A 24,166-nucleotide genomic window follows, 5' to 3' on the forward strand; every position below is an offset into this window, starting at 1 on the left:
ATGTCCTTCATGTCCGTACTGACGCGCGACGAAGCGCAGACCCGTGCCCGGCTCCTCGATGTCCACCGCTACGAGATCGAACTCGACCTGACCCGCGGCGACGAGACCTTCGACTCCCGTACCGTCATCCGCTTCACGGTGCGCGCGGACCAAGACGCCTCGGACACCTTCGTCGAGCTCAAGCCCGCCGAGCTGCGCTCCGCCACCCTGGACGGACACCCCCTCGATCCCGAGACGCTCGCCGAGAACCGGCTCCCGCTCAAGGGCCTCATCGCCGGTGAGCACGAACTGCGCATCGACGCCGCCATGCGCTACTCGCGCACCGGTGAGGGCATGCACCGGTTCACCGACCCCACCGACGGCGAGACCTACGTCTACACCCAGTTGTTCATGGACGATGTCCAGCGCGTCTTCGCCGCCTTCGACCAGCCCGACCTCAAGGCCGTCTTCGACCTGACCGTCACGGCCCCCGAGGGCTGGAGCGTCCTCGCCAACGGCATCACCAACCACCAGGGCGACGGCACCTGGCGTGCCGCGACCACCCCCCTCATCTCCACCTACCTGGTCGCCGTCGCCGCCGGACCCTGGCACTCCGTACGCACCGAACACCGCGGACTGCCCTTCGGCATCCACTGCCGCCGCTCCCTGGCCCCCCACCTCGACGCGGACGCGGACGAACTCTTCGAGATCACCCGCCAGTGCTACGACCGGTACCACGAGAAGTTCGAGGAGCCCTACCCCTTCGACTCCTACGACCAGGCCTTCGTCCCCGAGTTCAACGCGGGCGCCATGGAGAACCCCGGGCTGGTCACCTTCCGCGACGAGTTCGTCTACCGCTCCGCCGTCACCGACACCCAGCGCCAGACCCGCGCCATGGTCATCGCCCACGAGATGGCCCACATGTGGTTCGGCGACCTCGTCACCCTCAAGTGGTGGGACGACATCTGGCTGAACGAGTCCTTCGCCGAGTACATGGGCTACCAGACCCTGACCGAAGCCACCCGCTTCACGGACACCTGGACCGACTTCGGCGTCGCCCGCAAGGCCTGGGGCTACGACGCCGACCAGCGGCCCTCCACCCACCCGGTGGCCCCCGAAGCGGTCGACGACACCGCCTCCGCACTCCTCAACTTCGACGGCATCTCCTACGCCAAGGGCGCCTCCGCGCTGCGCCAACTGGTCGCCTGGCTCGGCGAGAAGGACTTCCTCACCGGCATCAACACTCACTTCGCCCGCCACCGGTTCGGCAACGCAACCCTCGCCGACTTCATCGACTCCCTGGCGAGCGCCACCGACCGCGACGTCCACGCCTGGGCCGACGCCTGGCTGCGCACCACCGGCGTCGACACCCTCACTCCGCGTCTGACCCAGGCCGACGACGGCACCTACTCCCTCACCGTCGGCCACGACGGCAGCCGCCCGCACCGCATCGCCGTCGGCGTCTACGACCAGACCCCCGCCGACGACGGCGACCTCACCCTGCGCGAACGCGTCGACCTCGACGTCCCGCAGAGCGCGCCGCAGCCCCTCGGCAAGCGCCCGGCCCTGCTCCTGCTCAACGACGGCGACCTCACCTACGCCAAGGTCCGCTTCGACCCCGAGTCCTTCGAGACCGTGCGCGGCGCCCTGTCGGGGCTGCCGGAACCGCTGACCAGGGCGGTCGTCTGGAACGCCCTGCGCGACGCCGTGCGCGACGGCGACCTGCCCGCCGCCGCCTACCTGGAGGCCGCGCGCGCCCATCTCCCGCACGAGACCGACCTGGCGCTGCTCGAGGGCGTCCTCACCTTCGCCGCCGGTCACGTCGCCGACCGCTACCTGCCCTCCCCCACGCCCTCGACCCCGCTCGAGCAGGGCGGCGACCCCACCGACCGGCCCGCCGCGCTCGCCACCCTCAGCGCGCTGTGCCGCGACCTGATCCGCCGCACCGAGGACGGCTCCCACCCCGGGCTGCGGCTGATCGCCGTACGCCACTACATCGACGCCGCCGCCCACCCGGAGACCATCGCCGCCTGGCTCGCCGAGGGCACCGTGCCCGGCGGACCGGAACTCGACCCCGAACTGCGCTGGCGCATCCTCGGCCGTCTCGCCGTCCTCGGCGCCGTGGACGAGGGGGCCATCGCGGAGGAACTCCACCGGGACCCCAGCGCCACCGGCCAGGAAGGCGCCGCCCGCTGCCGCGCCGCCCTGCCCGACGCCGACGCCAAGCGGCGCGCCTGGGAGGCGATGTTCACCACCGACGACCTGTCCAACTACCTGTTCACAGCCACCGCACAGGGCTTCTGGCAGCCCGAACAGGCCGACCTGCTGGCGGAGTACGTCGAGCGGTACTGGACCGACGTACCCGCCGTCGCGGCCCGCCGCGGCCCCGCCATCGCCACCGCCGCCGGCCGCTGGGCGTTCCCCCGCCACGCCGTGAGCGCGGACACCCTGCACCGGGGTGAGCAGTGCCTGAGCGAGGCCGACCTCACCCCGGCGCTGCGCCGCAAGCTCGTGGACGAACTCGACGACTTGGCACGAGCGTTGCGCATCCGGGAGGCGTAGCCGATCCGCGGTGCCGGCCGCCGTGCCGTCGCGGGACGGCGGCCGGCACCGCATATGCCATCCGTGGGCACTTCCTCCCCACGGCGGTACCCCCATTCGGGTCGGATCGTTGTCCTCTCCGGGCGAGCCCAACCTCCCTGCATGCAGGCTTGGTTCCCCGCCGCGCGCCTGGAGGACGTCCCATGAGCTTGCCGCCTCTCGCCTCAGGACCCGAAGGCCCGCGCGCCCTGCGATCGCTGCTCGCCACCGTCCTCGACGCCCTCGAGGAGGGCGCACGGGCCCGCGGCGGCCCCCTGCCCGGCGGGGGGCCCGCAGCGGTGGCCGCCCGGGTCCGTGCGGCCGTCGGCGACGTCCTGCCGTACGAGGGCGACCCGGACGCCGTACGGGCGCTCGTGCACGCCCTGGCGGAAGGGGCCGCCGACCCCGCCCACGCCCTGTGCGCCGCCCACCTGCACTGCCCGCCTCTCGCGGTCGCCACCGCCGCCGACCTGGCGGCGAGCGCGCTCAACCCCTCCCTCGACTCCTGGGACCAGGCCCCGTCCGCCTCCGAACTGGAAACGCTGGTGACACGGGCCCTCGCCGACGAGGTCTACGGCGATCCGCGGACAAGAAGCGCCGGCGGGGATCACGATCGCGCGCCGGAAAGAGGCGCGGACGAGGTCCGCGGCATCCCGCAGGAACAGGGCACCGGCGAGGGCTGTGGCCGCCCGGAGGAACGGGGCGCCGACCAGATCCACGGCGGCCCGCGAGGAAACGGCGACTGTCTGGTCACCACCGGCGGCACCGAGTCCAACCAGCTCGCCCTGCTTCTCGCCCGTGAAGCCCATGGAAGCGTCCGGCTCGTCTGCGGCGCGGGCGCCCATCACTCCCTGACGCGCGCCGCCTGGCTGCTCGGCCTGCCCGAACCCGTTGTCGTCCCCGCCCCCGGCGGCACCCTCGAACCGGCCGCCCTCGACACCACGCTCGTCAGGCTGGCCGGCCCGCTGCTCGTCGCCGCCGGCGCGGGCAGCACCGACGCCGGCCTCATCGATCCCCTGCCCCGGATCGCCGACATCTGCGCCGCCCACGGCGCCCGACTGCACATCGACGCCTCCTACGGAGGCGCACTCCTGTTCAGCGACCGCCACCGCGCCAAGCTCACCGGTCTCGCGCGCGCCCACACCGTCACCCTCGACCTGCACAAACTCGGCTGGCAGCCCGTCGCCGCCGGCCTGCTCGCCGTCCGCGACCCCCACGACCTGAGCGCCCTGCGGCACCGCGCCGACTACCTCAACGCCGACGACGACACCGACGCGGGCCTGCCCGACCTCCTCGGGCGCTCCCTGCGCACCACCCGGCGCCCCGACATCCTCAAGATCGCCGTCACCCTCAAGACCCTGGGCCGCACCGGGCTGGCCACGCTCGTCGATCAAGTCTGTGGCCACGCACACCAGTTCGCCGAACTGGTCCGCGACCACCCCGCCTTCGAGCTCTACGCCCCGCCCACCATCAGCACCGTCCTGTTCCGGCCCACGGCGGCGTCCGACGACACCGTCGCCGCCGTGCGCCGCACCCTCCTCCACGCCGGCCGCGCCGTCCTCGGCCGCGCCCGGCTGGACGGCCGCCTCTGGCTCAAGGCCACCCTCCTCAACCCCCACACCCGGCCCGGCGACCTGGCCGCCCTCCTGAACCTGGTGGAAGGAAGCACGACCCGATGACCACCCCCGCACGCCATGAACCCCGAGCACCCCGCGACCTGGTCGGCATCGGCATCGGCCCGTTCAACCTGTCTCTCGCCGCCCTCGCCCACCCGCTCACGGAACTCGACGCGGTCTTCTACGAACGGCGCCCCGGCTTCGACTGGCACTCCGGCCTCCTCATCGACGGAGCCACCCTCCAAGTTCCGTTCCTCGCCGACCTGGTGACCCTCGCCGACCCCGCCAGCCCCTGGTCGTTCCTGAACTACCTCAAGACCTGCGAACGACTGTTCCCCTTCTACTTCGCCGAACGCTTCCACATCCAGCGCGCCGAGTACGACGCCTACTGCCGGTGGGTCTCCGGCAACCTTCCTGGACTGAACTTCGGCCACCAGGTCGACACCGTCCGCTGGAACCCCGCGACCGACGTCTTCGAAGTCGACTTCACCCGTCTCGGCACGGACGGCACGGCCCAAGCCCTCGGCCGTGCCCAGGCACGCAACATCGTCCTCGGCGTCGGCACCGAACCCTACGTGCCCGAAACCCTGGAACCGCTGGTCGAATCCGCCGGAGTGCCCGTCATCCACGCCGGCGACTACCTCCGGTACCGCACGGACTTCCTCACCGCCGAGCACATCACCGTCGTCGGCGCGGGCCAGTCCGGTGCCGAGGTCTTCCTCGACCTCCTGCGCAACCGGCCCCTCGGCCTCGAAAGGATCCACTGGCTCGCACGGACCGAGGCCTTCGCCCCCATGGAGTACTCAAAACTCGGTCTGGAGCACTTCACCCCCGACTACACGCGGTTCTTCCACGCCCTCGCCGAACCCGTCCGCGACCGACTCGTCTCGGCCCAGTGGCAGCTCCACAAGGGCATCGACGCCGGCACCATCGCGGCCATCCACGACGAGCTCTACCGCCGTACGCTCAAAGGAGGCTGGCCCGATGCCGTCCTCACCCCCGGCGTCCGGGTCCGCACCGCCGGGCGCCTTGCCACCAACAAGATCGAACTCCATCTGGAGCACGTCCAGCAGAACGTCCGCTCACGCCTCACCACCGACGCCGTCGTCCTCGCCACCGGCTACCGTGAGCGCCCCCTCGGCCGCATCCTCGCCGGGCTGGACCCCTACCTGCGCCGCGACAGCAGCGGGCGCCCCCGCATCGACGACCAGTTCCGCATGGTCCTGGACCCCTCCGTCAGCGGCTCCGTCTACGTCCAGAACGCCGAACTCCACACCCACGGAGTCGGCACCCCCGACCTCGGCCTCGCCGCCTGGCGCAGCGCCACCATCCTCAACTCCCTCACCGGCAAGGAGCCCTACCCGCTGCCTCGCCGGACCGCCTTCACCACGTTCGGGCTCCAGCATCACGACTGGATCCCGGCCGTCCGCCGGCCCATGGATCTGACCCCGCTCGCCGAAAGACGGTGAGAAAGGAGCCGTCCGGAGAGGCACCCGGGACGGTAGCCGAGGGAGTGGCGGCACACGCTCGGCACCAACCGACGACCCCCGCCCCGAGGGTGGCCGCTCCGACGGGACCGGCGGCATCGCCGACGGTGGTGGAGCCGACCGGCCAGCTCTACGCCGGCCGGCTCCACGCACGCGCCGCACGCGCCGCGTCACATCCGGAGCAAGGGCAACCCCGTTCTTCCTAGAAGAGCGGCACGCCGTTCCGCGTGAGCTTCCAGTCGGCGGACGCGAAGTCCTCCGGGTCCAGAACCCCCTTCGCGGTCACCCACTCCGCGATCCGGGTCCGGATCTCCGTCGACTCCGACCACAGCTCCTTGCCCGAAGCCACGAACGGGAAGGCACCGCCGCCGTTGGCACGGTAGTTGTTCACCGCGAGCACGAACTGCTGGGCGTCGTCCAGCGGGGCACCGTTGTAGGTCAGGTTCTTGATGCGCGAGCCCGCGGCCTGGGCGATGTCGATCTCGTACTGCAGGCCCGAGACATAGTCGTAGTTGTAGTCCGGACGGCCGTTCGCGTTGGTCAGCTTCTCCACGTCCACCGGCGCGCCGGCGGCGGTCTGCACGAAGTACTCCGCCGAGTACTCCAGGTACGCCCGGACCTGCGCGCCCGTCATCAGCTTCGCGACCAGCGTGTTGTCGTACACATACAGGCTCGACAGGTCCCGGATCGTCACATTGCCCGCCGGGATCTCCGACGTACGCGAGAACGGCGATGCCTGCGCGATCACCGGCAGCGCGGCGTACTCGGTGCCCGCCAGCGCCGCCTTGACCACGTCCTCCTGGACCTTGGTGATCAGGTCGATGATCGGGGCGTCCTTGTAACGGGCATCCACCGTCGTCAACGTCTCGGTCGCCTTGCCGACGACCTGGTTGACGTACTGGACGACCTTCGCGTGCTCGTCCGTGAGCAGCTTGGTGATCTTCGGGTCGTCGGCGACCGTGTTGGAGTTCCGCAGCGACGCGGCGACCGACTCGACCTCCCACTTCCCCTTGACGAAGACCAGCTCGATGTCGAAGAGCGTCAGCCGCTCGGCGTAGCACAGCGGTTCGGACAGGACGACCGTCTTCCTCGTCTGCTCGTTGACGACCTTCAGCTCCGGGATCTCCAGATGCGCGTGACCGACCAGGATCGCGTCGATCCCCGGCACCTGCCGGGCCACGTTGGCGGCCGCGTCCTCCGCATAGGGCAGTTGGTCACCGTAGGACGAGTTGCCGGAGGTACCCGAGTGCGCCGACACGACGACCACGTCCGCCCCCATCGCCCTCAGCTTCGGCACCCACTTCGCGGCCTGCTCCTCCAGACCCGGGAACGCCAGCTTGCCCTGGACATAGGCCTTGTCCCAGATGGCGATACCCGGGTTGGTCAGGCCGAGCACCGCGACCTTCACCGGCGGCGCACCCGGAACGTGGAACTTCTTGACGAAGTACGGAGGGAACGCCGGCTTCAGGGTCTTCGCGTCCACCGCGTTCGCGCCGAGCAGCGGGAAGTCGCACTGCGACTCGAACCTCCGCAGCGTCTCGATGCCGTAGTTGAACTCGTGGTTGCCGAGCGCCGCCGCGTCGTACCCGATCGCGTTCATGGCCTGGGCCATCGGGTGCACCGGGCCGCCCTTGGCCGTGATCGGGTCCACCTTGGCGTAGTAGTACGTCAGCGGGGTGCCCTGGATCGTGTCACCGGCGTCCAGCAGCAGCGTGTTGCAGTGGCCCTTCTCATGGCGGACCTGGTCCACCAGGGTCGAAATGCGGGCCAGGCCCAGCGCGTTGCCCGCCTTGTCCGCGTACTCGGCGTCCTTGAAGTAGTCCCAGTTGAAGACGTGCCCATGCAGATCGGTCGTGCCCATCACGGTCAGGGAGTACCGCTTCTTCGCCGGGCCGGCGTGCGCCGGAGCGGCCTCGGCGGACGGGGCCGCCGCGGCGCCCGCCAGCGCCACCCCCGCCCCCGTCACAGCGGATCTCTTCAGGAACTTCCGGCGGTTCAAGGGCATCTCAGAATCTCCTCGGGAAATGGTCAACGACGCGCGTAGATTCTGCCCGGGCACCACGAGCTGCAACAGACCCCGCAGGTTTCGATCCGGTGACCGGCAAACTCCCCCGCGCGGACGCGCCGGTGACAGAGTGACACCCATGACCGCCGGACCCCCTCAACCCGAGCCGCCCACCGTCCCCTACGGCACCCCTGAGACCCCGCGCATCGCCGTCCGCGGAGAAGCCCACCTCGAAGTCGACCCCGAGATCGCCCGCATCCACATCACCGTCACCGCGCGCGGCGCCGACCGGCGCGCCACCCTCGACGACCTCACCCGCCGCAACACCACAGCCCTCGAACTCATCAAGTCCTACCCGGACGCCGTCGAACAGCTGGAGACCGGAACCTTCTCCATCAGCCCCGAACTGACGGAACACGGCCACGGCGAACGCGTCCACGCCTACCACGGCCACGTCCACATCAGCGCCGACATCGTCGACTTCACCGCCCTGGGCGAACTCACCACCCGGCTCGCCGACCTCGAACTCACCCGAGTGGACGGCCCCTGGTGGGACCTCCGCCCCGACTCACCCGCCCACCGCGCAGCGCGTCAGCAAGCCGTACGGGATGCCGTGCAGCGCGCACGTGAATACGCCGACGCGCTCGGCACCACTCTCATGGCCCTCGTCGAACTCGCCGATATCGGTGCCGAGAGCAGCGAGCGGTATGCCCCCGGACCACGCTCCATGCGCCAGGCCGCCTCCATGGCAGCAGAAGCAGGGGATTGGCCCGTCCCCCTCGCACTCGAACCCCAACGGCAACATGTCCACGCCCAGATCACCGCACGCTTCACCATGGCACCGCCACAGCTTCAGTCGCCTTGAGCCACTCGTGGGCGCGAGAATGCAGTCCGTGCCGGAAAAGGCCCGCAATTCCCTCCGGGATGCTCATCGGAGCAGACCACCGCACAATTCAACACTTGTTGATAAGGCTTCACGTAAAGGTTGTTGAGTAGTCACGCCCAACGAATTCTCTACCGACCGGTAAGGCCTACGCTCGAAGCATGCGCCGAGCAAAGATCGTCTGTACATTGGGGCCCGCCACCGACTCGTACGACCAGATCAAGGCACTGGTCGAAGCCGGAATGGACGTCGCCCGCCTCAACCTCAGCCACGGCACCTACGCCGAGCACGAGGAGCGCTACCAGCGCGTGCGAAAGGCGTCCGACGAGACCGGCCGCAGCGTCGGAATCCTCGCCGACCTTCAGGGCCCGAAGATCAGACTCGGCCGATTCGCCGAAGGACCCGTACTCCTTGAACGCGGCGACACCTTCACGATCACCGTTGAAGAAGGCGTCGAAGGAGACCGCCAGACCTGCGGAACCACCTACTCCGGACTCGCCGCCGACGTCACCGCCGGCGAACGCATCCTCGTCGACGACGGCAAGGTCTGCCTGGAGGTCACCTCCGTCGACGGCCCCCGGGTCCACACCACTGTCGTCGAAGGCGGCATGGTCTCCGACCACAAGGGACTCAACCTCCCGGGCGTCGCCGTCTCCGTCCCCGCACTCTCCAAGAAGGACGAGGACGACCTGCGCTGGGCCCTGCGCACCGGATGCGACGTCATCGCCCTCTCCTTCGTCCGCAGCGGCAGGGACATCAAGGACGTCCACCGCATCATGGACGAAGAGGGCCGCCGCCTCCCCGTCATCGCCAAAGTCGAAAAGCCCCAGGCCGTCGAAAACATCGGCGAGATCGTCGCCGCCTTCGACGGCATCATGGTCGCCCGCGGCGACCTCGGCGTGGAAATGCCCCTGGAACAGGTCCCCATCGTGCAAAAGCGCGCCATCAAGCTCGCCAAGCGCAACGCCAAACCGGTCATCGTCGCCACCCAGATGCTCGACTCGATGATCGAGAACTCCCGCCCCACCCGGGCCGAGGCCTCCGACGTCGCGAACGCCGTGATCGACGGCACCGACGCGGTCATGCTCTCCGGCGAGACGAGCGTCGGAAACTACCCGGTCGAGACGGTCAGGACCATGGCGCGCATCGTGGCGGCGGCCGAGGAGGACATCCTCGCCAAGGGCCTCCCGCCGCTGACCGAGAGCAACAAGCCCCGCACCCAGGGCGGCGCGGTCGCCCGCGCGGCAGCAGAGATCGGCGACTTCCTCGGCGCCAAGTTCCTGGTCGCCTTCACCCAGTCCGGCGACACCGCCCGCCGCCTCTCCCGCTACCGCTCCCCGATCCCGCTCCTCGCCTTCACCCCTGAGCCGGCCACGCGTTCCCAGCTCAACCTCACCTGGGGCGTGGAGACCTTCCTGGGCCCGCACGTCGACTCCACGGACGCGATGGTCGACCAGGTCGACGAGCTGCTGCTCAAGTACGGCCGCTGCAAGAAGGGCGACGTCGTGGTGATCACCGCTGGCTCGCCGCCCGGGGTCTCGGGCTCGACGAACATGGTGCGGGTGCACCACATCGGCGAGGACGACAGCCCCAAGTAGGACGGACGGGCTTGCGAAGGGCCCCTTGCGAGGGGGCCCTTCGTGTTGGGTGCGGCCGTCGTCCGCTCATGCCTTTTCGGAACGGGCTTGCACAGAGCTCGCTTACGTGCGCCCATGTCGTACATCAGGCCACTCTGGGCGACAACGCAGGACCGTACGCAGGAAAAAAGCGGAGGTTCACGAGAATGCGAACATCCGCTTTTCGATTCCGACCTTGGAATCTAAGGAAAAGTGCCCCGGGTCGGACTCGAACCGACACTGTATGGGTTTTGAATCCATTGCCTGCTGCCAATTGGGCTACCGGGGCCCAACGAATCAAAGGTTTCCCTCGACCCGCTGCCTGACCACCTTACCGCAGCTGGGTAGGCTCTTGGGAGCAGTACCTGACTGCCCTGGATCAAGGAGCCTCCGTGACCGCCCCCGAGTCGCCCCAGCCCGTTGCCGACGACGACAAGTCGCATGTGCCTCCGCTGACGACCCGTGTCGTCATCGCCGAGGACGAGGCGCTCATCCGGCTCGACCTCAAAGAGATGCTCGAGGAAGAGGGCTACCAAGTCGTCGGTGAGGCCGGTGACGGCGAGCGGGCCGTCGAGCTGGCCCGTGAGCACCGGCCCGACCTGGTGATCCTCGATGTGAAGATGCCGAAGCTCGACGGCATCTCGGCGGCCGAGCGGATCGCCGAGGAGCGCATCGCCCCGGTGCTCATGCTCACTGCCTTCTCGCAGCGCGACCTGGTCGAGCGGGCGCGGGACGCGGGCGCCATGGCCTATCTCGTGAAGCCGTTCAGCAAGAGCGATGTCGTGCCGGCGATCGAGATGGCCGTGTCCCGGTTCAACGAGCTGAAGACGCTGGAGCAGGAGGTCGCGGATCTCACGCAGCGTCTTGAGACGCGCAAGCTGGTGGACCGGGCGAAGTCGATTCTTCAGACGGAGTACGGGCTGAGCGAGCCGGCCGCGTTCCGGTGGATCCAGAAGACCTCCATGGACCGGCGTATGTCGATGCAGCAGGTCGCGGAGGCGGTCATCCAGGATGCCCAGGAGAAGAAGGCCGCCAAGGACTGACGGCCACGACGTCTACGGCGAGGCCCGCACCCCCGGGAGTCGGGGGTGCGGGCCTCGCCGTTTGCCGTGAAGGCGTGCTCAGTCTTCGCCGAGGTAGGCCTTCCGCACGGATTCGTCGTGCAGCAGGTCCTGTCCGGTGCCGGAGAGGACGATGTTGCCGACCTCCATCACATGACCCTGGTCGGCGAGGGAGAGGGCGGCCTGGGCGTTCTGCTCGACGAGCAGGATGGTGGTGCCCTGGGCCTTCAGCTCGGCGATGGTGGCCATGATCTTCTGCATCATGATCGGGGAGAGGCCCATGGAGGGCTCGTCGAGCATGAGCAGTTTCGGCTGGGACATGAGGGCGCGGCCCATGGCGAGCATCTGCTGTTCGCCGCCGGAGAGGGTGCCCGCGGCCTGCTTCCTGCGCTCTCCGAGGATCGGGAAGAGGTCGTAGGCCCGCAGGATGTCCTTTTCGATGCCTTCTTTGTCCTTGCGGAGGAAGGCGCCGAGCTGGAGGTTCTCGGCGATCGTCAGGCGCGGGAAGATGTGCCGGCCCTCGGGGGAGTGGGCGAGTCCGAGCGAGACGATCTTGTGGGCGGGGACGTTGGCCAGCGGTCTGCCGTCGAAGGTGATCCGTCCGCTGGTCGGTTTGAGCAGGCCGGAGAGGGTGCGCAGGGTCGTCGTCTTGCCGGCGCCGTTGGTGCCGATGAGAGTGACGACCTGGCCGGCTTCGACGCTGAAGGAGATGCCCTTGACGGCTTCGATCTTGCCGTAGGCCACCCTGAGGTCCTCGACCTCGAGCAGTGCGGTCACTGGGATTCTCCCTCGGTGCTGCTGGTGGTGCTGTCCGCGGTCACGTCGCCCTCGGCTTCGGCGGCTGCGATCTCGGCGGCCTCTGCTTCTCCGGGTTCGCCCTCGAAGGGGGTTCCGAGGTAGGCGGCGATGACGCGCTCGTCGGCCTGGACGACCTCGGAGGTGCCTTCGACGAGTTTCTCGCCCTGGACGAGGACGGCGACGCGATCGCAGAGGTTGAAGATGAAACGCATGTCGTGCTCGATGACGAGGACGGCGATGCCCTTGTCGCGGATCGCGAACACCAGTTCCTCGGTGGCTCGCGTTTCCTGCGGGTTCATGCCGGCCGTCGGTTCGTCGAGGAGCAGCAGCCCCGGCTCGCTCGCCAGTGCGCGGGCGATTTCGAGCTTGCGCTGTTCGCCGTAGGGGAGGTTGCGCGCGAGGTGGTCGCGCTTGGCGGCGAGGCCGACGAACTCGAGGAGTTCCATGGCGCGCGCCTCGGATTCCCTTTCGGCTCTCTTGAAGCCGGGGCCGCGCAGGAGAGCGGACCACAGGCCTTCTTTGGTCCGGGTGTGGCGGCCGACGAGCACGTTTTCCAGAACGGTCATGTTGGCGAAGAGCCGGATGTTCTGGAAGGTGCGGGCCATGCCGGCCTTGGTGACCAGGTGGGGCTTGGGGGGCAGGACGGTGCCCTTGTAGGAGACCGTGCCCTCGGTGGGGATGTACAGGCCGGTGAGGCAGTTGAAGAAGGTGGTCTTTCCGGCGCCGTTGGGGCCGATGAGGCCGACGATCTCGCCGCTGTTGACGGTGAAGTCGACGGAGCGTACGGCGGTGAGGCCGCCGAAGCGCATCGTCACGTCGCGGGCTTCGAGTACAGGTGTCGTCATGGTTCTTACGCCCCTGCCTTGGTGACGGCCGGTTCGTCGGTCAGCGTCGCTTGTTGGGGTACGTCGAGTTGGCCGGTCTCGTGGAATTCGAGCTGGCGGCGGCGGTTGGCGATGATGCCTTCCGGCCGGAAGCGCATCAGCAGGATGAGGGCGATGCCGAAGGCGAGGAGCGACTTGTCCTGGAGGAAGACGAGTTTCTCCGGGAGCAGGTAGAGCAGTGCCGCGCCGAGCAGGGGGCCTGCGACGGTGCCCATGCCGCCGAGGACGACCGCGGCGAGGAGGAAGGCCGAGTTGGGGGGTGTGGAGCCCGCGAACTGGTAGGGGTTGGGGACCACGCTGTAGGTCACGTGGGCGCTGACGGTTCCGGCGAGGCCGGCGAGGGAGGCGCCGAGGGCGAAGGCGATGAGCTTGACGCGGAAGCCGTTGATGCCCATGGCGGTGGCCGCGGTCTCGTCCTCGCGGATGGCGATCCAGGAGCGGCCGATGCGGGAGTCGGCGGCGCGGGTGTAGACGAGGACGACGATGGCCATGATGAGGACCATCAGCAGGTAGTAGTTGGCGAAGCGGCCGATGGTGAAGCTGCCGAGGTCGTGCGATTCCCCGAAGCTGAATCCGAAGAAGTTCAGGTCGGGGATGGACGGGATGCCGTTGGGGCCGTTGGTGATGTTCGGTCCCGAGTCGCCGTCCATGTTGTTCACGGCGATACGGAAGATCTCTCCGAAGCCGAGGGTGACGATGGCGAGGTAGTCGCCGCGCAGCCGCAGGGTGGGGGCGCCGATCAGCACGCCGAACACGAGGGAGGCGGCGGCGCCGCTGAGGGCGGCGGCCCAGAAGGGGAACTGGACGCCGGAGAAGCGGGAGAACTCGGAGCCGGAGACGAGGGCGGCGGTGTAGGCGCCGACGCCGAGGAAGGCGACGTATCCGAGGTCGAGGAGGCCCGCGAGGCCGACGACGATGTTCAAGCCGAGAGCGACGGTTCCGAAGATGAGGATGTTGACGCCGATGTTGGCGTAGTGGTCGTCGCTCTGGGTGAGGGGGAAGGCGATGGCGGCGACGAAGCCCATCGCGAGGGCGAAGCTGCGGTTGGCCGCGAGGATGCGGGAGAACCGGTCGGCCAGGCCCGCGGTGTGCGCCGCCCAGACGGCGAAGACGACGACGATGAGGTAGCCGATGAAGAGTTCGCCGTATTCGGTGTCGATGCCGTAGGCGAAGGCGAAGAGGCCGACGACGGTGACGGCGGTGATGACGGCGCGCTGGACCCAGGGGGCCGTGTGGCCGGCCGGCGCGATGCGGTCCGGCTTGGCGATGGAGGCGCGCAGGATTGCCTTGACGGTGGGTTCGCCGGCCACGGGGTGGGGGAGGGCGAGGGCTCCGATGACGGGGAACAGGGAGGCGACGGCCGCGATGTAGCCGCCCGCTTCGAGGTTGACGAGGCCGCCGAGCTTGGCGGCGATCGCGATGACGGTGAACCACGTGGTGCCGAAGGCGCCGAGGGCGGTGAGGACCGCGGGTGCGTTGTTGCGGGCGGGGGTGAGCCAGTCGAGGCCCTTGACGCCGTATCCGGCGAGGGCGAAGAGGGTGACGAGGATGCCGCCGGTGAAGGTCAGCCACTGCAGGCCGCCCGGGTAGCCGTAGACGGTGAGGTCGCCGGGGAAGTCGGCGGTCCAGGTCCAGGCGAGGAAGGCGGAGGCGGCGGTGGCGACGCCACCGAGAAGGGTGAGCGCGCGGGCGACGGAGGCCGGCAGCGGGATGAGGCCGTGTTCGGTGAACGTCGGCGTCCCGGGGACCTCGGAAGTGGTCGTCGTGTCGGTCATCGTGATCACGCCCTGTCCGCGACGCGTTCGCCGAGGAGGCCTTGGGGTCTGAACAGCAGGACGAGGATGAGGAGACAGAAGGCCCAGACATTGGCCCAGCTGGCGCCACCGAGCTGCTGCATGCCCGGGACGTTGTCGATGTAGGCGGAGGCGAGGGTCTCGGCGATGCCGAGGACGACGCCGCCCAGCATGGCCCCGTAGATGTTGCCGATGCCGCCGAGGACGGCCGCGGTGAACGCCTTGAGGCCCATGAGGAAGCCCATGCGGTAGTCGATGTTGCCGTACTTGAGGCCGTAGGCGACGGCTGCGACCGCGGCGAAGAAGCCACCGATGGCGAAGGCGACCACGATGATGCGGTTCGTGTCGATGCCCATCAGCTGCGCGGTGTCGGGGTCCTGCGCGGTGGCCTGCATGGCGCGTCCGGTGCGGCTGCGGCGGACGAAGACGGCGAGTGCGGCCATGCACACGGCGGCGGCGAGGATGAGGAAGATGTCGGCGTCCTTGATGGTGACGGAGCCGAGGTCATGGGTCGTGTCGAGGCCGGGGAAGCGGCGGGCGCGGTCGGCCTGGGGGTAGAAGTTGCGGACGACTTCCTGGAGCGCCAGGGAGAGGCCGATGGCGGTGATGAGCGGTGCCAGCCTCGGTGCTCCGCGAAGTGGTCGGTAGGCGAACCGTTCCGCCCCGACGGCGATGAGGATGGCGACGATGGCGCCGCCTATCAGCATGAGGGGCACGAGGGCCCACATCGGGGTGCCGGAGGGGAGGATCAGCGAGACCGTGAGAGCGCCGAAGGCTCCGGTCATGAAGATCTCGCCGTGTGCGAAGTTGATGAGCTGGACGATGCCGTACACCATCGTGTAGCCGATGGCGATCAGCCCGTACATCGAGCCGAGGAGCAGCCCGTTGGCCAGCTGCTGCGGCAGGGTGTTCACCGCATGGCCTCCATGTCGCTGGTGGTCGTGTTGTGCACGGTGGTGTGCAGGGCGGGGTGTGAGAACGGGCCGCGCGGTCGGGGTCCTCCTTCCGCGCGGCCCGTCGGTGCGGTGCTAGGGGTCGGCCTGTTACGTACGGGTTCAGCTGGGGTTGTACGTACCGGTCTTGACCGCCTTCCAGGCACCCTTCTCGACCTGGTAAACGGTGAGCTGCTTGTTCGTCGTGTCGCCGAACTCGTCGAAGGAGACGTGGCCGGAGATGCCTTCGAAGTCGCTCTTCTGGACGCCGTCGACGACCTTGGAGCGCAGGTCGTCACCGGTCGGCACCTTGCCGCCGTTGGCGTCCGCGGCGGCCTTGACCGCGTTGATGATGGCGTTGGCGGCGTCGTAGGCGTAGGCACCGTAGGCGCCGTAGTCACCCTTGTAGCCCTTGGCCTTGTACGTCTCGACGAACGTCTTGGCGGCGGGCAGGGTGTCGACCGGCACGCCGACCGCGGTGGCGAGGTCGCCCTCGGCGTCCTTGCCGGCGGTGTCGATGTACGTGGTGGCGTACATGCCGTCGCCGCCGAACAGCGGGATGTTGACGCCGGCGTCCTTGAGCTGCTTGGTGATCAGCTCGGACTCGTCGTACTGGCCGCCGTAGTAGAGGATGTCGGCCTTGGCGTTCTTGATCTTGGTGACGAGCGAACCGAAGTCCTTGTCACCGGTGTTGACGTGGTCGGTACCGACGACCGCGCCGCCCAGCTTCTTGAACGAGTCGTTGAAGATCTTGGCGAGGCCGGCGCCGTAGGTCTGCTTGTCGTCGACGACGAAGGCCTTCTTCTTCTTGAGGCCGTTGTAGGCGTAGTCGGCGGCGAAGCCACCCTGGAGGGCGTCGGTGGTGGCGGTGCGGAAGTACGTCTTGTACGGACGCGTCTTCGAGGTCTGCCAGTCCTTGCCCTGGGTCAGGGTCGGGTTGGTGTTCGAGGGGGAGATCTCGACCATGTTGGCGGAGGCGAAGACCTGCTGCATGGACTGGGCCACACCGGAGTTGAGCGGGCCGACGGCGCCGACGACGCTCTTGTCGCCGACAAGAGCCGTGGCGTTCTGCTGGCCGGTGGCGGGCTGCGCCTTGTCGTCCAGGGCCTTGACCTGGAACTTCACGCCGGGAACGGTGTTCTTCTTGTTGGCGTCGTCGACGGCGATCTGGACGCCGTACTGGATGCCGAGGCCCGTGGTCGAGTTCTCGCCGGAGAGCGGGGCGTCCACGCCGATGGTGATGGTCGTGGAGGAGCCGCTGTCGCCGCTCTTGCTGTTGTCGTCGCGGGAGCCACACGCGGTCAGAGTCAGTGCTCCGGTGGTGAGCACGGAGGTGAGGATCACCAGAGAACGCTGTCGCACAATCAGTCCTTTCCGCGGCCTGGCCGCCCTGACGGGCGACGCGAATGCCGCGCTGGTACCGAACTCCCGATGGAGCGGTGACTGGCCGTGACTCTAAGCCTGGTCCGAGGAGATGAGCATCGTCGCGGACCGGCTTGTGACTTTCTTGTTATGCCGTGCAGGTTGGGGCGTATCGAGGAAGTCGAGTCTTGGCCGGTTTGGCAGAATTTCCGTGTAGTCCGCATTTTGAGAATGCGCACTTCCGCTTGGTCTTGACCGGACCCCTGGGCGGTGGGTGCCGCAGACAGTGCCGATCAGCTGCGAAAGATCGCGGGAGAAGGCGCCGTCGAAGATGAAGCTGTGGTCTTGTATTGCGCGCATGTTACGCAGCGTCACATCAAGAAATGGAAGATCCGGATTGAGTGGCAGTCCGGAACAGTCGGATACGGATATCTCGAGTGTGATGCGGCGTGTTGTCCTGGCGTGCACGGTAATGGACGCATTGGGCAGGGTCCGGGCCCGCAGTCCGGTGAACCCGGCCGTGATGCCAAAGACGGTCACAGGCGGTCCGTCGCGGACCGAGACGTCGAACCGGAAGGTGGCGACCGGGGCGGCGGTGGTGGCCGGGTGGACAACTCCCGCGTAGGAGAACTCCGTTACGTTCACGGGCCAGGGCGGTAGGGCCGGTTCCGGGGGCGTGGTGGCGGACCGGGCGGGCAGGAGCAGCAGGGCGCCGGTGACGGCGAGGGCGGCGACGGCGCCCAGGGTGACTCTGCGGGTGTGTACCGGCAGCCGCGTCCATCGGTCGGACAGGCGGGGCGCGTCGCTGCCGACGACATCGCGCCCCGGCTCGGGGCCGGACGGCTCCACAGGCTCGACGGGTCCTGTGCCGCTCATGGCCGGCGCCTCATGGGGCCACGGTAGGGGCCCGGGGCCCGGCCGGGAAGGTGCGGTGACGTGCCTGCCGGGCTTGGGAGTTGAGGGTGCCGCGCCGAGCGCGCCGGGGATCGCGCGGAGCGGCGGGGCAACCGTGTACGGGTGGGGGCCGAGGGGGACGCGTGGGCACCGGCCCCCGGTGATCAGCCTCCGGTGGGGAGGTGGTCGCCGTCGCCCGGCCGCACGTCGCGCAGCAGACAGGTCAGCCGGGCGGTGCACACGCGCTTGCCGCTCTCGTCGCTGATCACGATCTCGTACGTCGCTGTCGAGCGCCCCCGGTGGACCGGGGTGGCTACGCCGGTGACGAGGCCGGAGCGCACCCCGCGGTGGTGGGTGCAGTTCAGGTCGACGCCGACGGCGATCTTCGAACTGCCGCCGTGGAGCATGGCGCCCACGGAGCCGAGGGTCTCGGCGAGCACGGCGGATGCGCCGCCGTGCAGCAGCCCGTACGGCTGGGTGTTGCCCTCCACGGGCATGGTGCCGACGACCCGCTTCGCGGAGGCCTCGACGATCTGGACGCCCATACGGGTGCCGAGGTGTCCGGCGGAGAAGAGGGCGGGCAGGTCGACGCCGAGCGCGGCGTACTCGTCGACGATCTCTTGCGGGAACTTCACGGTGTGCTGCTCGCCCATGGGGTACGGCTCCGTTCGTCGGGGATCGGTCACTCGCCTATGGCTGAGCAAACGCTCAGTCGGTCGCCGATTGTTCCAGGCGGACCACGACGGACTTGCTGGCGGGGGTGTTGCTGGTGTCGGCGGTGGCATCCAGCGGGACCAGCACGTTCGTCTCCGGATAGTAGGCGGCCGCGCAGCCGCGGGCGGTGGGGTAGTGCACGACCCGGAAGCCGGGCGCGCGCCGCTCGACGCCGTCCTGCCACTCACTGACCAGGTCGACGTACGAGCCGTCCGCCACGCCGAGTGCCCGGGCGTCCTCGGGATGGACGAGGACGACGCGGCGGCCGTTCCTGATGCCGCGGTAGCGGTCGTCCAGCCCGTAGATCGTGGTGTTGTACTGGTCGTGCGAGCGCAGGGTCTGCAGCAGCAGCCGGCCCTCGGGCAGCGCCGGGAACTCCACGGGCGCCGCGGTGAAGTTGGCCTTGCCCGTGGCGGTGGGGAAGCGGCGCTCGTCGCGGGGCGCGTGGGGGAGCGCGAAGCCGCCCGGATGTGCCACGCGCGCGTTGAAGTCCTCGAAGCCGGGGATCACGCGCGAGATGCGGTCGCGGACGGTCGCGTAGTCCTTCTCGAACTCCTCCCACGGGACGGTGCTGTCCGCGCCGAGCACCTGGCGGGCCAGCCGGCACACGATGGCCGGTTCGGACAGCAGATGGGGGCTCGCGGGGTCCAGGCCGCCGCGGGAGGCGTGCACCATGCCCATGGAGTCCTCCACGGTCACGAACTGCTCGCCACTGCCCTGCAGATCGCGCTCGGTGCGGCCGAGTGTGGGCAGGACGAGGGCACGCGCGCCGGTGACGGTGTGCGAGCGGTTGAGCTTGGTCGACACGTGCACGGTGAGCCGGGCGCGCCGCATGGCCGCCTCGGTCACATCGGTGTCGGGGGAGGCGGACACGAAGTTGCCGCCCATCGCGAAGAAGACCTTCGCCTCGCCGTCGCGCAGGGCGCGGATGGCCCGTACGACGTCGTAGCCGTGTGCGCGCGGCGGCGCGAACCCGAACTCCCTCTCCAGAGCGTCCAGGAAGGCGGGCGCGGGCCGTTCGAAGATGCCCATCGTGCGGTCGCCCTGCACGTTCGAGTGACCGCGCACCGGGCACACTCCCGCGCCGGCACGCCCGATGTTGCCGCGCAGCAGAAGGAAGTTGACGACCTCGCGGATCGTGGCGACGGCGTGCTTGTGCTGGGTGAGCCCCATGGCCCAGCAGACGATGGTCCGCTCGGAGGCGAGGACCATGGCCAGGGCCTGCTCTATCTCCTCGCGGCCGAGACCGGTCGCATCGAGCGTCTGGGCCCAGTCCGCGGCGCGCGCGGCAGCGGCGAACTCCTCGAAGCCGTGGGTGTGTTCGCGGACGAACTCGTCGTCGACCGCGCCGTCCGCCTCCAGGATCAGCTTGTTGAGCAGGCGGAAGAGGGCCTGGTCGCCGCCGATGCGGATCTGCAGGAACAGATCGGTCAGGGCGGCTCCCTTGAGCATGCCCTGGGCGGTCTGGGGGTTCTTGAAGCGCTCAAGTCCCGCCTCGGGCAGCGGGTTGACGCTGATGATCCTCGCGCCGCCCGCCTTGGCCTTCTCCAGGGCCGACAGCATGCGCGGGTGGTTGGTGCCGGGGTTCTGTCCGGCGACGATGATCAGGTCCGCCTTGTGGAGGTCCTCGAGCAGGACGCTGCCCTTGCCGACGCCGATCGTCTCCGAGAGCGCGGAACCTGACGACTCGTGACACATGTTCGAGCAGTCGGGCAGGTTGTTGGTGCCCAGCTCGCGGGCGAAGAGCTGGTAGAGGAACGCCGCCTCGTTGCTGGTGCGGCCCGAGGTGTAGAAGACGGCCTCGTCAGGGGAGTCGAGGGCGGCGATCTCCTCGGCGATGATGTCGAAGGCGCGCTCCCAGGTGACCGGCTCGTAGCGGTCCGCCCCTTCGGGGAGGTACATGGGATGCGTCAGGCGCCCCTGCTGGCCCAGCCAGTAGCCGCTGCGGGTCGCGAGGTCGGCCACGGGGTGCGCGGCGAAGAACTCCGGAGTGACGCGGCGCAGGGTGGCTTCCTCGGCGACCGCCTTCGCGCCGTTCTCGCAGAACTCCGCCGTGTGCCGGTGGTCGGGCTCGGGCCAGGCGCAGCCCGGGCAGTCGAAGCCGTTCTTCTGGTTGACGCGCAGCAGGGTGAGCGCGGTGCGGCGCACGCCCATCTGCTGCTGGGCGATGCGCAGGGTGTGTCCGATGGCGGGGAGTCCCGCCGCCGCGTGCTGCGGCTCGGAGACCTGCGGCGCGTCCTGGATCGGGTCACCCTTGGGCGGCTTCGTTGCCATCGCTGCGCTCTCCTTCGCCGACGCGTGTGAACGGTGTCTCAGATCCTCGCATGTGACGGTGACGGCGTTCGTGCCCGGTCGTGCGCCGGCCGGCGTGCGCTTGCGGGCGCCGTCGCGAGCGGACGGGCTCGCGAGGCAGGGAGCACATGACCTCGTGCCGTCGCGAGCAAGCGGCCTCGTGACGTTCCGCGACCGCGCGGGGCGCGCGGGCCGGCAACCGGCTGCGGTCCGGACAGCGTGCGGAAGCGCGGACCGGAAACTCTGCGTAATTGAAGGGATTCCCACCGTGACGGCGGCCGCCCCGAAAGGGCGTTCCGGGGCGGCCGATCGGGCCGCACGCCCGGCTCCGCCGCCTGCCCGCCGGAAGCACGGGCGAGGCCGAGTGTCAGTGGGTCGTGGCAGGATCGGGGGCGTGGCAGAGACAGCATCGAAGAAGACCGAGAAGACCTCCGGCGGCGGCCGACCCCGGCTGATGCTCATGGACGGGCACTCACTGGCCTACCGCGCGTTCTTCGCGCTGCCCGCGGAGAACTTCACGACCGCGACGGGCCAGCCGACGAACGCGATCTACGGCTTCGCGTCGATGCTGGCGAACACGCTGCGCGACGAGGCGCCCACGCACTTCGCGGTGGCGTTCGACGTCTCCCGCAAGACATGGCGCTCCGAGGAGTTCACGGAGTACAAGGCGAACCGCTCGAAGACCCCGGACGAGTTCAAGGGCCAGGTCGAGCTGATCGGCGAGCTCTTGGACGCGATGCACGCCGAGCGCTTCGCGGTCGATGGGTACGAGGCGGACGACGTGATCGCCACCCTCGCCACCCAGGCCGAGGCCGCGGGCTTCGAGGTGCTGATCGTCACCGGCGACCGCGACTCCTTCCAGCTGGTCTCCGAGCACACGACGGTGCTGTATCCGACGAAGGGCGTCTCGGAGCTGACCCGGTTCACTCCGGAGAAGGTCTTCGAGAAGTACGGGTTGACGCCGGCGCAGTACCCCGACTTCGCGGCGCTGCGCGGCGACCCGTCGGACAACCTGCCGGGCATCCCGGGCGTCGGCGAGAAGACGGCCGCGAAGTGGATCAACCAGTTCGGTTCGTTCGCGGAGCTGGTGGAGCGCGTCGAGGAGGTCAAGGGCAAGGCCGGGCAGAACCTGCGCGACCACCTGGAGTCGGTGAAACTCAACCGCCGGCTCACCGAGCTGGAGCGGCAGGTGGAGCTGCCGAAGGCGGTCGCCGACCTGGAGCGGGCCGCGTACGACCGCAAGACCGTCGCGATGGTCCTGGACACCCTGGAGATCAGGAACCCCTCGCTGCGTGAGCGGCTCTTCGCCGTCGACCCCGGGGCCGAGGAGGCCGAGACCACCCCCGTCACCGCGGACGGCGTCGAACTGGACGGCGCGGTGCTGGGCGCGGGCGAGCTGCAGCCCTGGCTCGCCGGGCACGGCGATGAGCTCCTCGGCGTGGCCACGGTCGACTCCTGGGCGCTGGGCACGGGCGCGGTGGCCGAGATCGCGCTGGCCGCGGCAGACGGCGCGGCGGCGTGGTTCGACCCGGCGCAGCTGGACGAGGCGGACGAGAGGGCGTTCGCGGCATGGCTCGCCGACCCGGCCAAGCCCAAGGTGCTGCACAACGCCAAGGGCGCGATGCGGGTCTTCCCCGAGCACGGCTGGTCCGTGGAGGGAGTGGCCATGGACACGGCGCTCGCCGCGTACCTGGTCAAGCCGGGCCGTCGTTCCTTCGCGCTGGACGCGCTGTCGCTGGAGTACCTGAACCGCGAGCTGGCGCCCGCGGCGACGGCCGACGGGCAGCTCGCCTTCGGTACGGACGAGGGCGCCGAGGCCGAGGCGCTGATGATCCAGGCCCGCGCGATCCTCGACCTTGGTCAGGCATTCGAGGAGAAGCTGGGTGAGGTGGGCGCGGCGGAGCTCCTGCGGGACATGGAGCTGCCCGTCTCCGCACTGCTGGCCCGTATGGAACGGCACGGCATCGCCGCGGACCGCACCCACCTGGAGGCCATGGAGCAGCTGTTCGCGGGCGCCGTCCAGCAGGCGGTGAAGGAGGCGTACGCGGCGGCGGGGCACGAGTTCAACCTGGGCTCGCCCAAGCAGCTCCAGGAGGTCCTCTTCGGCGAACTGGGGCTGCCCAAGACGAAGAAGACGAAGACGGGTTACACGACGGACGCGGACGCGCTGGCGTGGCTCGCCGCCCAGACCGACAACGAACTCCCGGTGGTCATGCTGCGCCACCGTGAGCAGGCGAAGCTGCGGGTGACGGTCGAGGGCCTGATCAAGACGATCGCGGCGGACGGCCGTATCCACACCACCTTCAACCAGACGGTCGCGGCGACCGGCCGACTGTCCTCCACCGACCCGAACCTGCAGAACATCCCGGTGCGTACCGACGAGGGCAGGGCGATCCGCCGCGGGTTCGTCGTGGGCGAGGGCTTCGAGTCCCTGATGACGGCGGACTACAGCCAGATCGAGCTGCGCGTGATGGCTCACCTCTCGGAGGACGAGGGCCTGCTCCAGGCCTTCACGTCCGGGGAGGACCTGCACACCACAGTCGCCTCCCAGGTGTTCGGGGTCGGCCGCGACGCGGTGGACGCGGAGATGCGCCGCAAGATCAAGGCGATGTCCTACGGTCTGGCCTACGGTCTGTCGGCGTTCGGTCTGTCCCAGCAGCTGAACATCGAAGCTGCGGAGGCCCGTGGCCTGATGGACACGTACTTCGAGCGGTTCGGCGGCGTGCGGGACTATCTGCGGCGCGTGGTGGACGAGGCCCGGGCCACCGGCTACACACAGACCGTGCTGGGCCGCCGCCGCTATCTGCCCGACCTGAACAGCGACAACCGTCAGCGCCGTGAGGCGGCGGAGCGCATGGCGCTGAACGCCCCGATCCAGGGCACGGCTGCGGACATCGTCAAGATCGCCATGCTGAAGGTGGACGGGGCCCTGCGCGAGGCGGGCCTGAAGTCCCGCATCCTCCTCCAGGTCCACGACGAAATCGTCCTGGAGATCGCCCCGGGCGAGCGCGGGAAGACGGAGGAACTGGTCCGCCGCGAGATGGCGGGCGCGGTCCAGTTGAGGGCCCCACTGGATGTCTCGGTGGGAGCCGGGGGGGACTGGGAGTCGGCGGCGCACTGACCCTGACCGCCTGCGGCGAGTGCCGGGGGAGGGGCCGTCGGCCGGGCTGAACACACGGAGCACTGTGCGTCCCGGGCCGGTGGTTGCGCGCCCGGACGCTGCGCCGCCCCGCAGGGCAGCCCCGGCCACCACGCACCCGGTCGCACGGT

Annotated in this window: 16 protein-coding genes and 1 tRNA gene; 7 read left to right on the forward strand and 10 right to left on the reverse strand. The window is 69.4% G+C overall.

Annotated elements, in window-relative coordinates; genetic code table 11:
- From pepN to ABZ904_RS06570, 3 genes are all read left to right on the forward strand, one after another.
- Window positions 1–2,541, forward strand: coding sequence for an aminopeptidase N (gene pepN, locus ABZ904_RS06560; RefSeq protein WP_360989340.1), 2,541 nt, complete (start codon window positions 1–3; stop codon window positions 2,539–2,541).
- Between the two features lie 182 nt (window positions 2,542–2,723).
- The gene (locus ABZ904_RS06565; RefSeq protein ID WP_360989343.1) at window positions 2,724–4,238 is read left to right on the forward strand and encodes a pyridoxal-dependent decarboxylase; all 1,515 of its coding nucleotides are present in this window, start codon (window positions 2,724–2,726) and stop codon (window positions 4,236–4,238) included.
- Window positions 4,235–5,644 (forward strand): SidA/IucD/PvdA family monooxygenase, encoded by a 1,410-nt coding sequence (locus ABZ904_RS06570; protein WP_359389403.1) that lies wholly within the window; start codon window positions 4,235–4,237, stop codon window positions 5,642–5,644. The genes ABZ904_RS06565 and ABZ904_RS06570 overlap by 4 nt, the downstream gene beginning before the upstream one ends.
- A gap of 220 nt (window positions 5,645–5,864) precedes the next feature.
- Here ABZ904_RS06570 and ABZ904_RS06575 read toward each other — a convergent pair whose 3' ends face one another.
- Window positions 5,865–7,667, reverse strand: a complete 1,803-nt coding sequence (locus ABZ904_RS06575; protein WP_360989348.1) for a 5'-nucleotidase C-terminal domain-containing protein — start codon at window positions 7,665–7,667, stop codon at window positions 5,865–5,867.
- A 139-nt stretch (window positions 7,668–7,806) separates the two neighbouring features.
- Here ABZ904_RS06575 and ABZ904_RS06580 point away from each other — a divergent pair, with 139 nt between their 5' ends.
- Both ABZ904_RS06580 and pyk read left to right on the forward strand, forming a co-directional pair.
- Entirely contained in the window at window positions 7,807–8,532 is a 726-nt protein-coding gene (locus ABZ904_RS06580; protein WP_359389409.1) for an SIMPL domain-containing protein, read from the forward strand.
- A gap of 179 nt (window positions 8,533–8,711) precedes the next feature.
- A complete protein-coding gene (gene pyk, locus ABZ904_RS06585; RefSeq protein WP_359389412.1) occupies window positions 8,712–10,148 on the forward strand; it encodes a pyruvate kinase in 1,437 nt (478 codons plus the stop codon).
- A gap of 232 nt (window positions 10,149–10,380) precedes the next feature.
- On the opposite strand, the gene ABZ904_RS06590 is transcribed toward pyk, so the two are convergent.
- Window positions 10,381–10,455, reverse strand: a tRNA-Leu gene (locus tag ABZ904_RS06590).
- 103 nt (window positions 10,456–10,558) lie between these two features.
- On the opposite strand from ABZ904_RS06590, the gene ABZ904_RS06595 reads away from it, so the two are divergent.
- The gene (locus tag ABZ904_RS06595) at window positions 10,559–11,209 is read left to right on the forward strand and encodes a response regulator (RefSeq protein WP_359389415.1); all 651 of its coding nucleotides are present in this window, start codon (window positions 10,559–10,561) and stop codon (window positions 11,207–11,209) included.
- 78 nt (window positions 11,210–11,287) lie between these two features.
- Here ABZ904_RS06595 and ABZ904_RS06600 read toward each other — a convergent pair whose 3' ends face one another.
- The 8 genes from ABZ904_RS06600 to ABZ904_RS06635 all read right to left on the reverse strand — a co-directional run bounded on the left by ABZ904_RS06600 (window position 11,288) and on the right by ABZ904_RS06635 (window position 20,878).
- Window positions 11,288–12,004 carry an ABC transporter ATP-binding protein gene (locus ABZ904_RS06600; RefSeq protein ID WP_359389418.1) on the reverse strand — a complete coding sequence of 239 codons (717 nt, stop codon included), beginning with the start codon at window positions 12,002–12,004 and terminating at the stop codon, window positions 11,288–11,290.
- The gene (locus ABZ904_RS06605; protein WP_359389421.1) at window positions 12,001–12,870 is read right to left on the reverse strand and encodes an ABC transporter ATP-binding protein; all 870 of its coding nucleotides are present in this window, start codon (window positions 12,868–12,870) and stop codon (window positions 12,001–12,003) included. The genes ABZ904_RS06600 and ABZ904_RS06605 overlap by 4 nt, the downstream gene beginning before the upstream one ends.
- Window positions 12,871–12,875: 5 nt before the next feature.
- Window positions 12,876–14,684, reverse strand: a complete 1,809-nt coding sequence (locus ABZ904_RS06610; protein ID WP_361821540.1) for a branched-chain amino acid ABC transporter permease — start codon at window positions 14,682–14,684, stop codon at window positions 12,876–12,878.
- A 5-nt stretch (window positions 14,685–14,689) separates the two neighbouring features.
- Window positions 14,690–15,616 carry a branched-chain amino acid ABC transporter permease gene (locus ABZ904_RS06615; RefSeq protein ID WP_359389427.1) on the reverse strand — a complete coding sequence of 309 codons (927 nt, stop codon included), beginning with the start codon at window positions 15,614–15,616 and terminating at the stop codon, window positions 14,690–14,692.
- Window positions 15,617–15,757: 141 nt separating this feature from the next.
- The gene (locus tag ABZ904_RS06620) at window positions 15,758–16,981 is read right to left on the reverse strand and encodes a branched-chain amino acid ABC transporter substrate-binding protein (protein WP_359389538.1); all 1,224 of its coding nucleotides are present in this window, start codon (window positions 16,979–16,981) and stop codon (window positions 15,758–15,760) included.
- A 108-nt stretch (window positions 16,982–17,089) separates the two neighbouring features.
- Window positions 17,090–17,872, reverse strand: coding sequence for a hypothetical protein (locus tag ABZ904_RS06625; RefSeq protein ID WP_359389430.1), 783 nt, complete (start codon window positions 17,870–17,872; stop codon window positions 17,090–17,092).
- A gap of 182 nt (window positions 17,873–18,054) precedes the next feature.
- Complete coding sequence (locus ABZ904_RS06630; protein WP_359389433.1) at window positions 18,055–18,543, reverse strand: hotdog fold thioesterase; 489 nt, start codon at window positions 18,541–18,543, stop codon at window positions 18,055–18,057.
- Window positions 18,544–18,598: 55 nt separating this feature from the next.
- Window positions 18,599–20,878, reverse strand: coding sequence for an FdhF/YdeP family oxidoreductase (locus ABZ904_RS06635; RefSeq protein ID WP_360989359.1), 2,280 nt, complete (start codon window positions 20,876–20,878; stop codon window positions 18,599–18,601).
- Window positions 20,879–21,290: 412 nt separating this feature from the next.
- On the opposite strand from ABZ904_RS06635, the gene polA reads away from it, so the two are divergent.
- Window positions 21,291–24,017 carry a DNA polymerase I gene (gene polA, locus ABZ904_RS06640; protein ID WP_360989362.1) on the forward strand — a complete coding sequence of 909 codons (2,727 nt, stop codon included), beginning with the start codon at window positions 21,291–21,293 and terminating at the stop codon, window positions 24,015–24,017.
- The last annotated feature ends 149 nt before the right edge of the window (window positions 24,018–24,166 follow it).

The sequence above is a fragment of the Streptomyces sp. NPDC046900 genome (assembly GCF_040644975.1).
Lineage (GTDB): Bacteria > Actinomycetota > Actinomycetes > Streptomycetales > Streptomycetaceae > Streptomyces.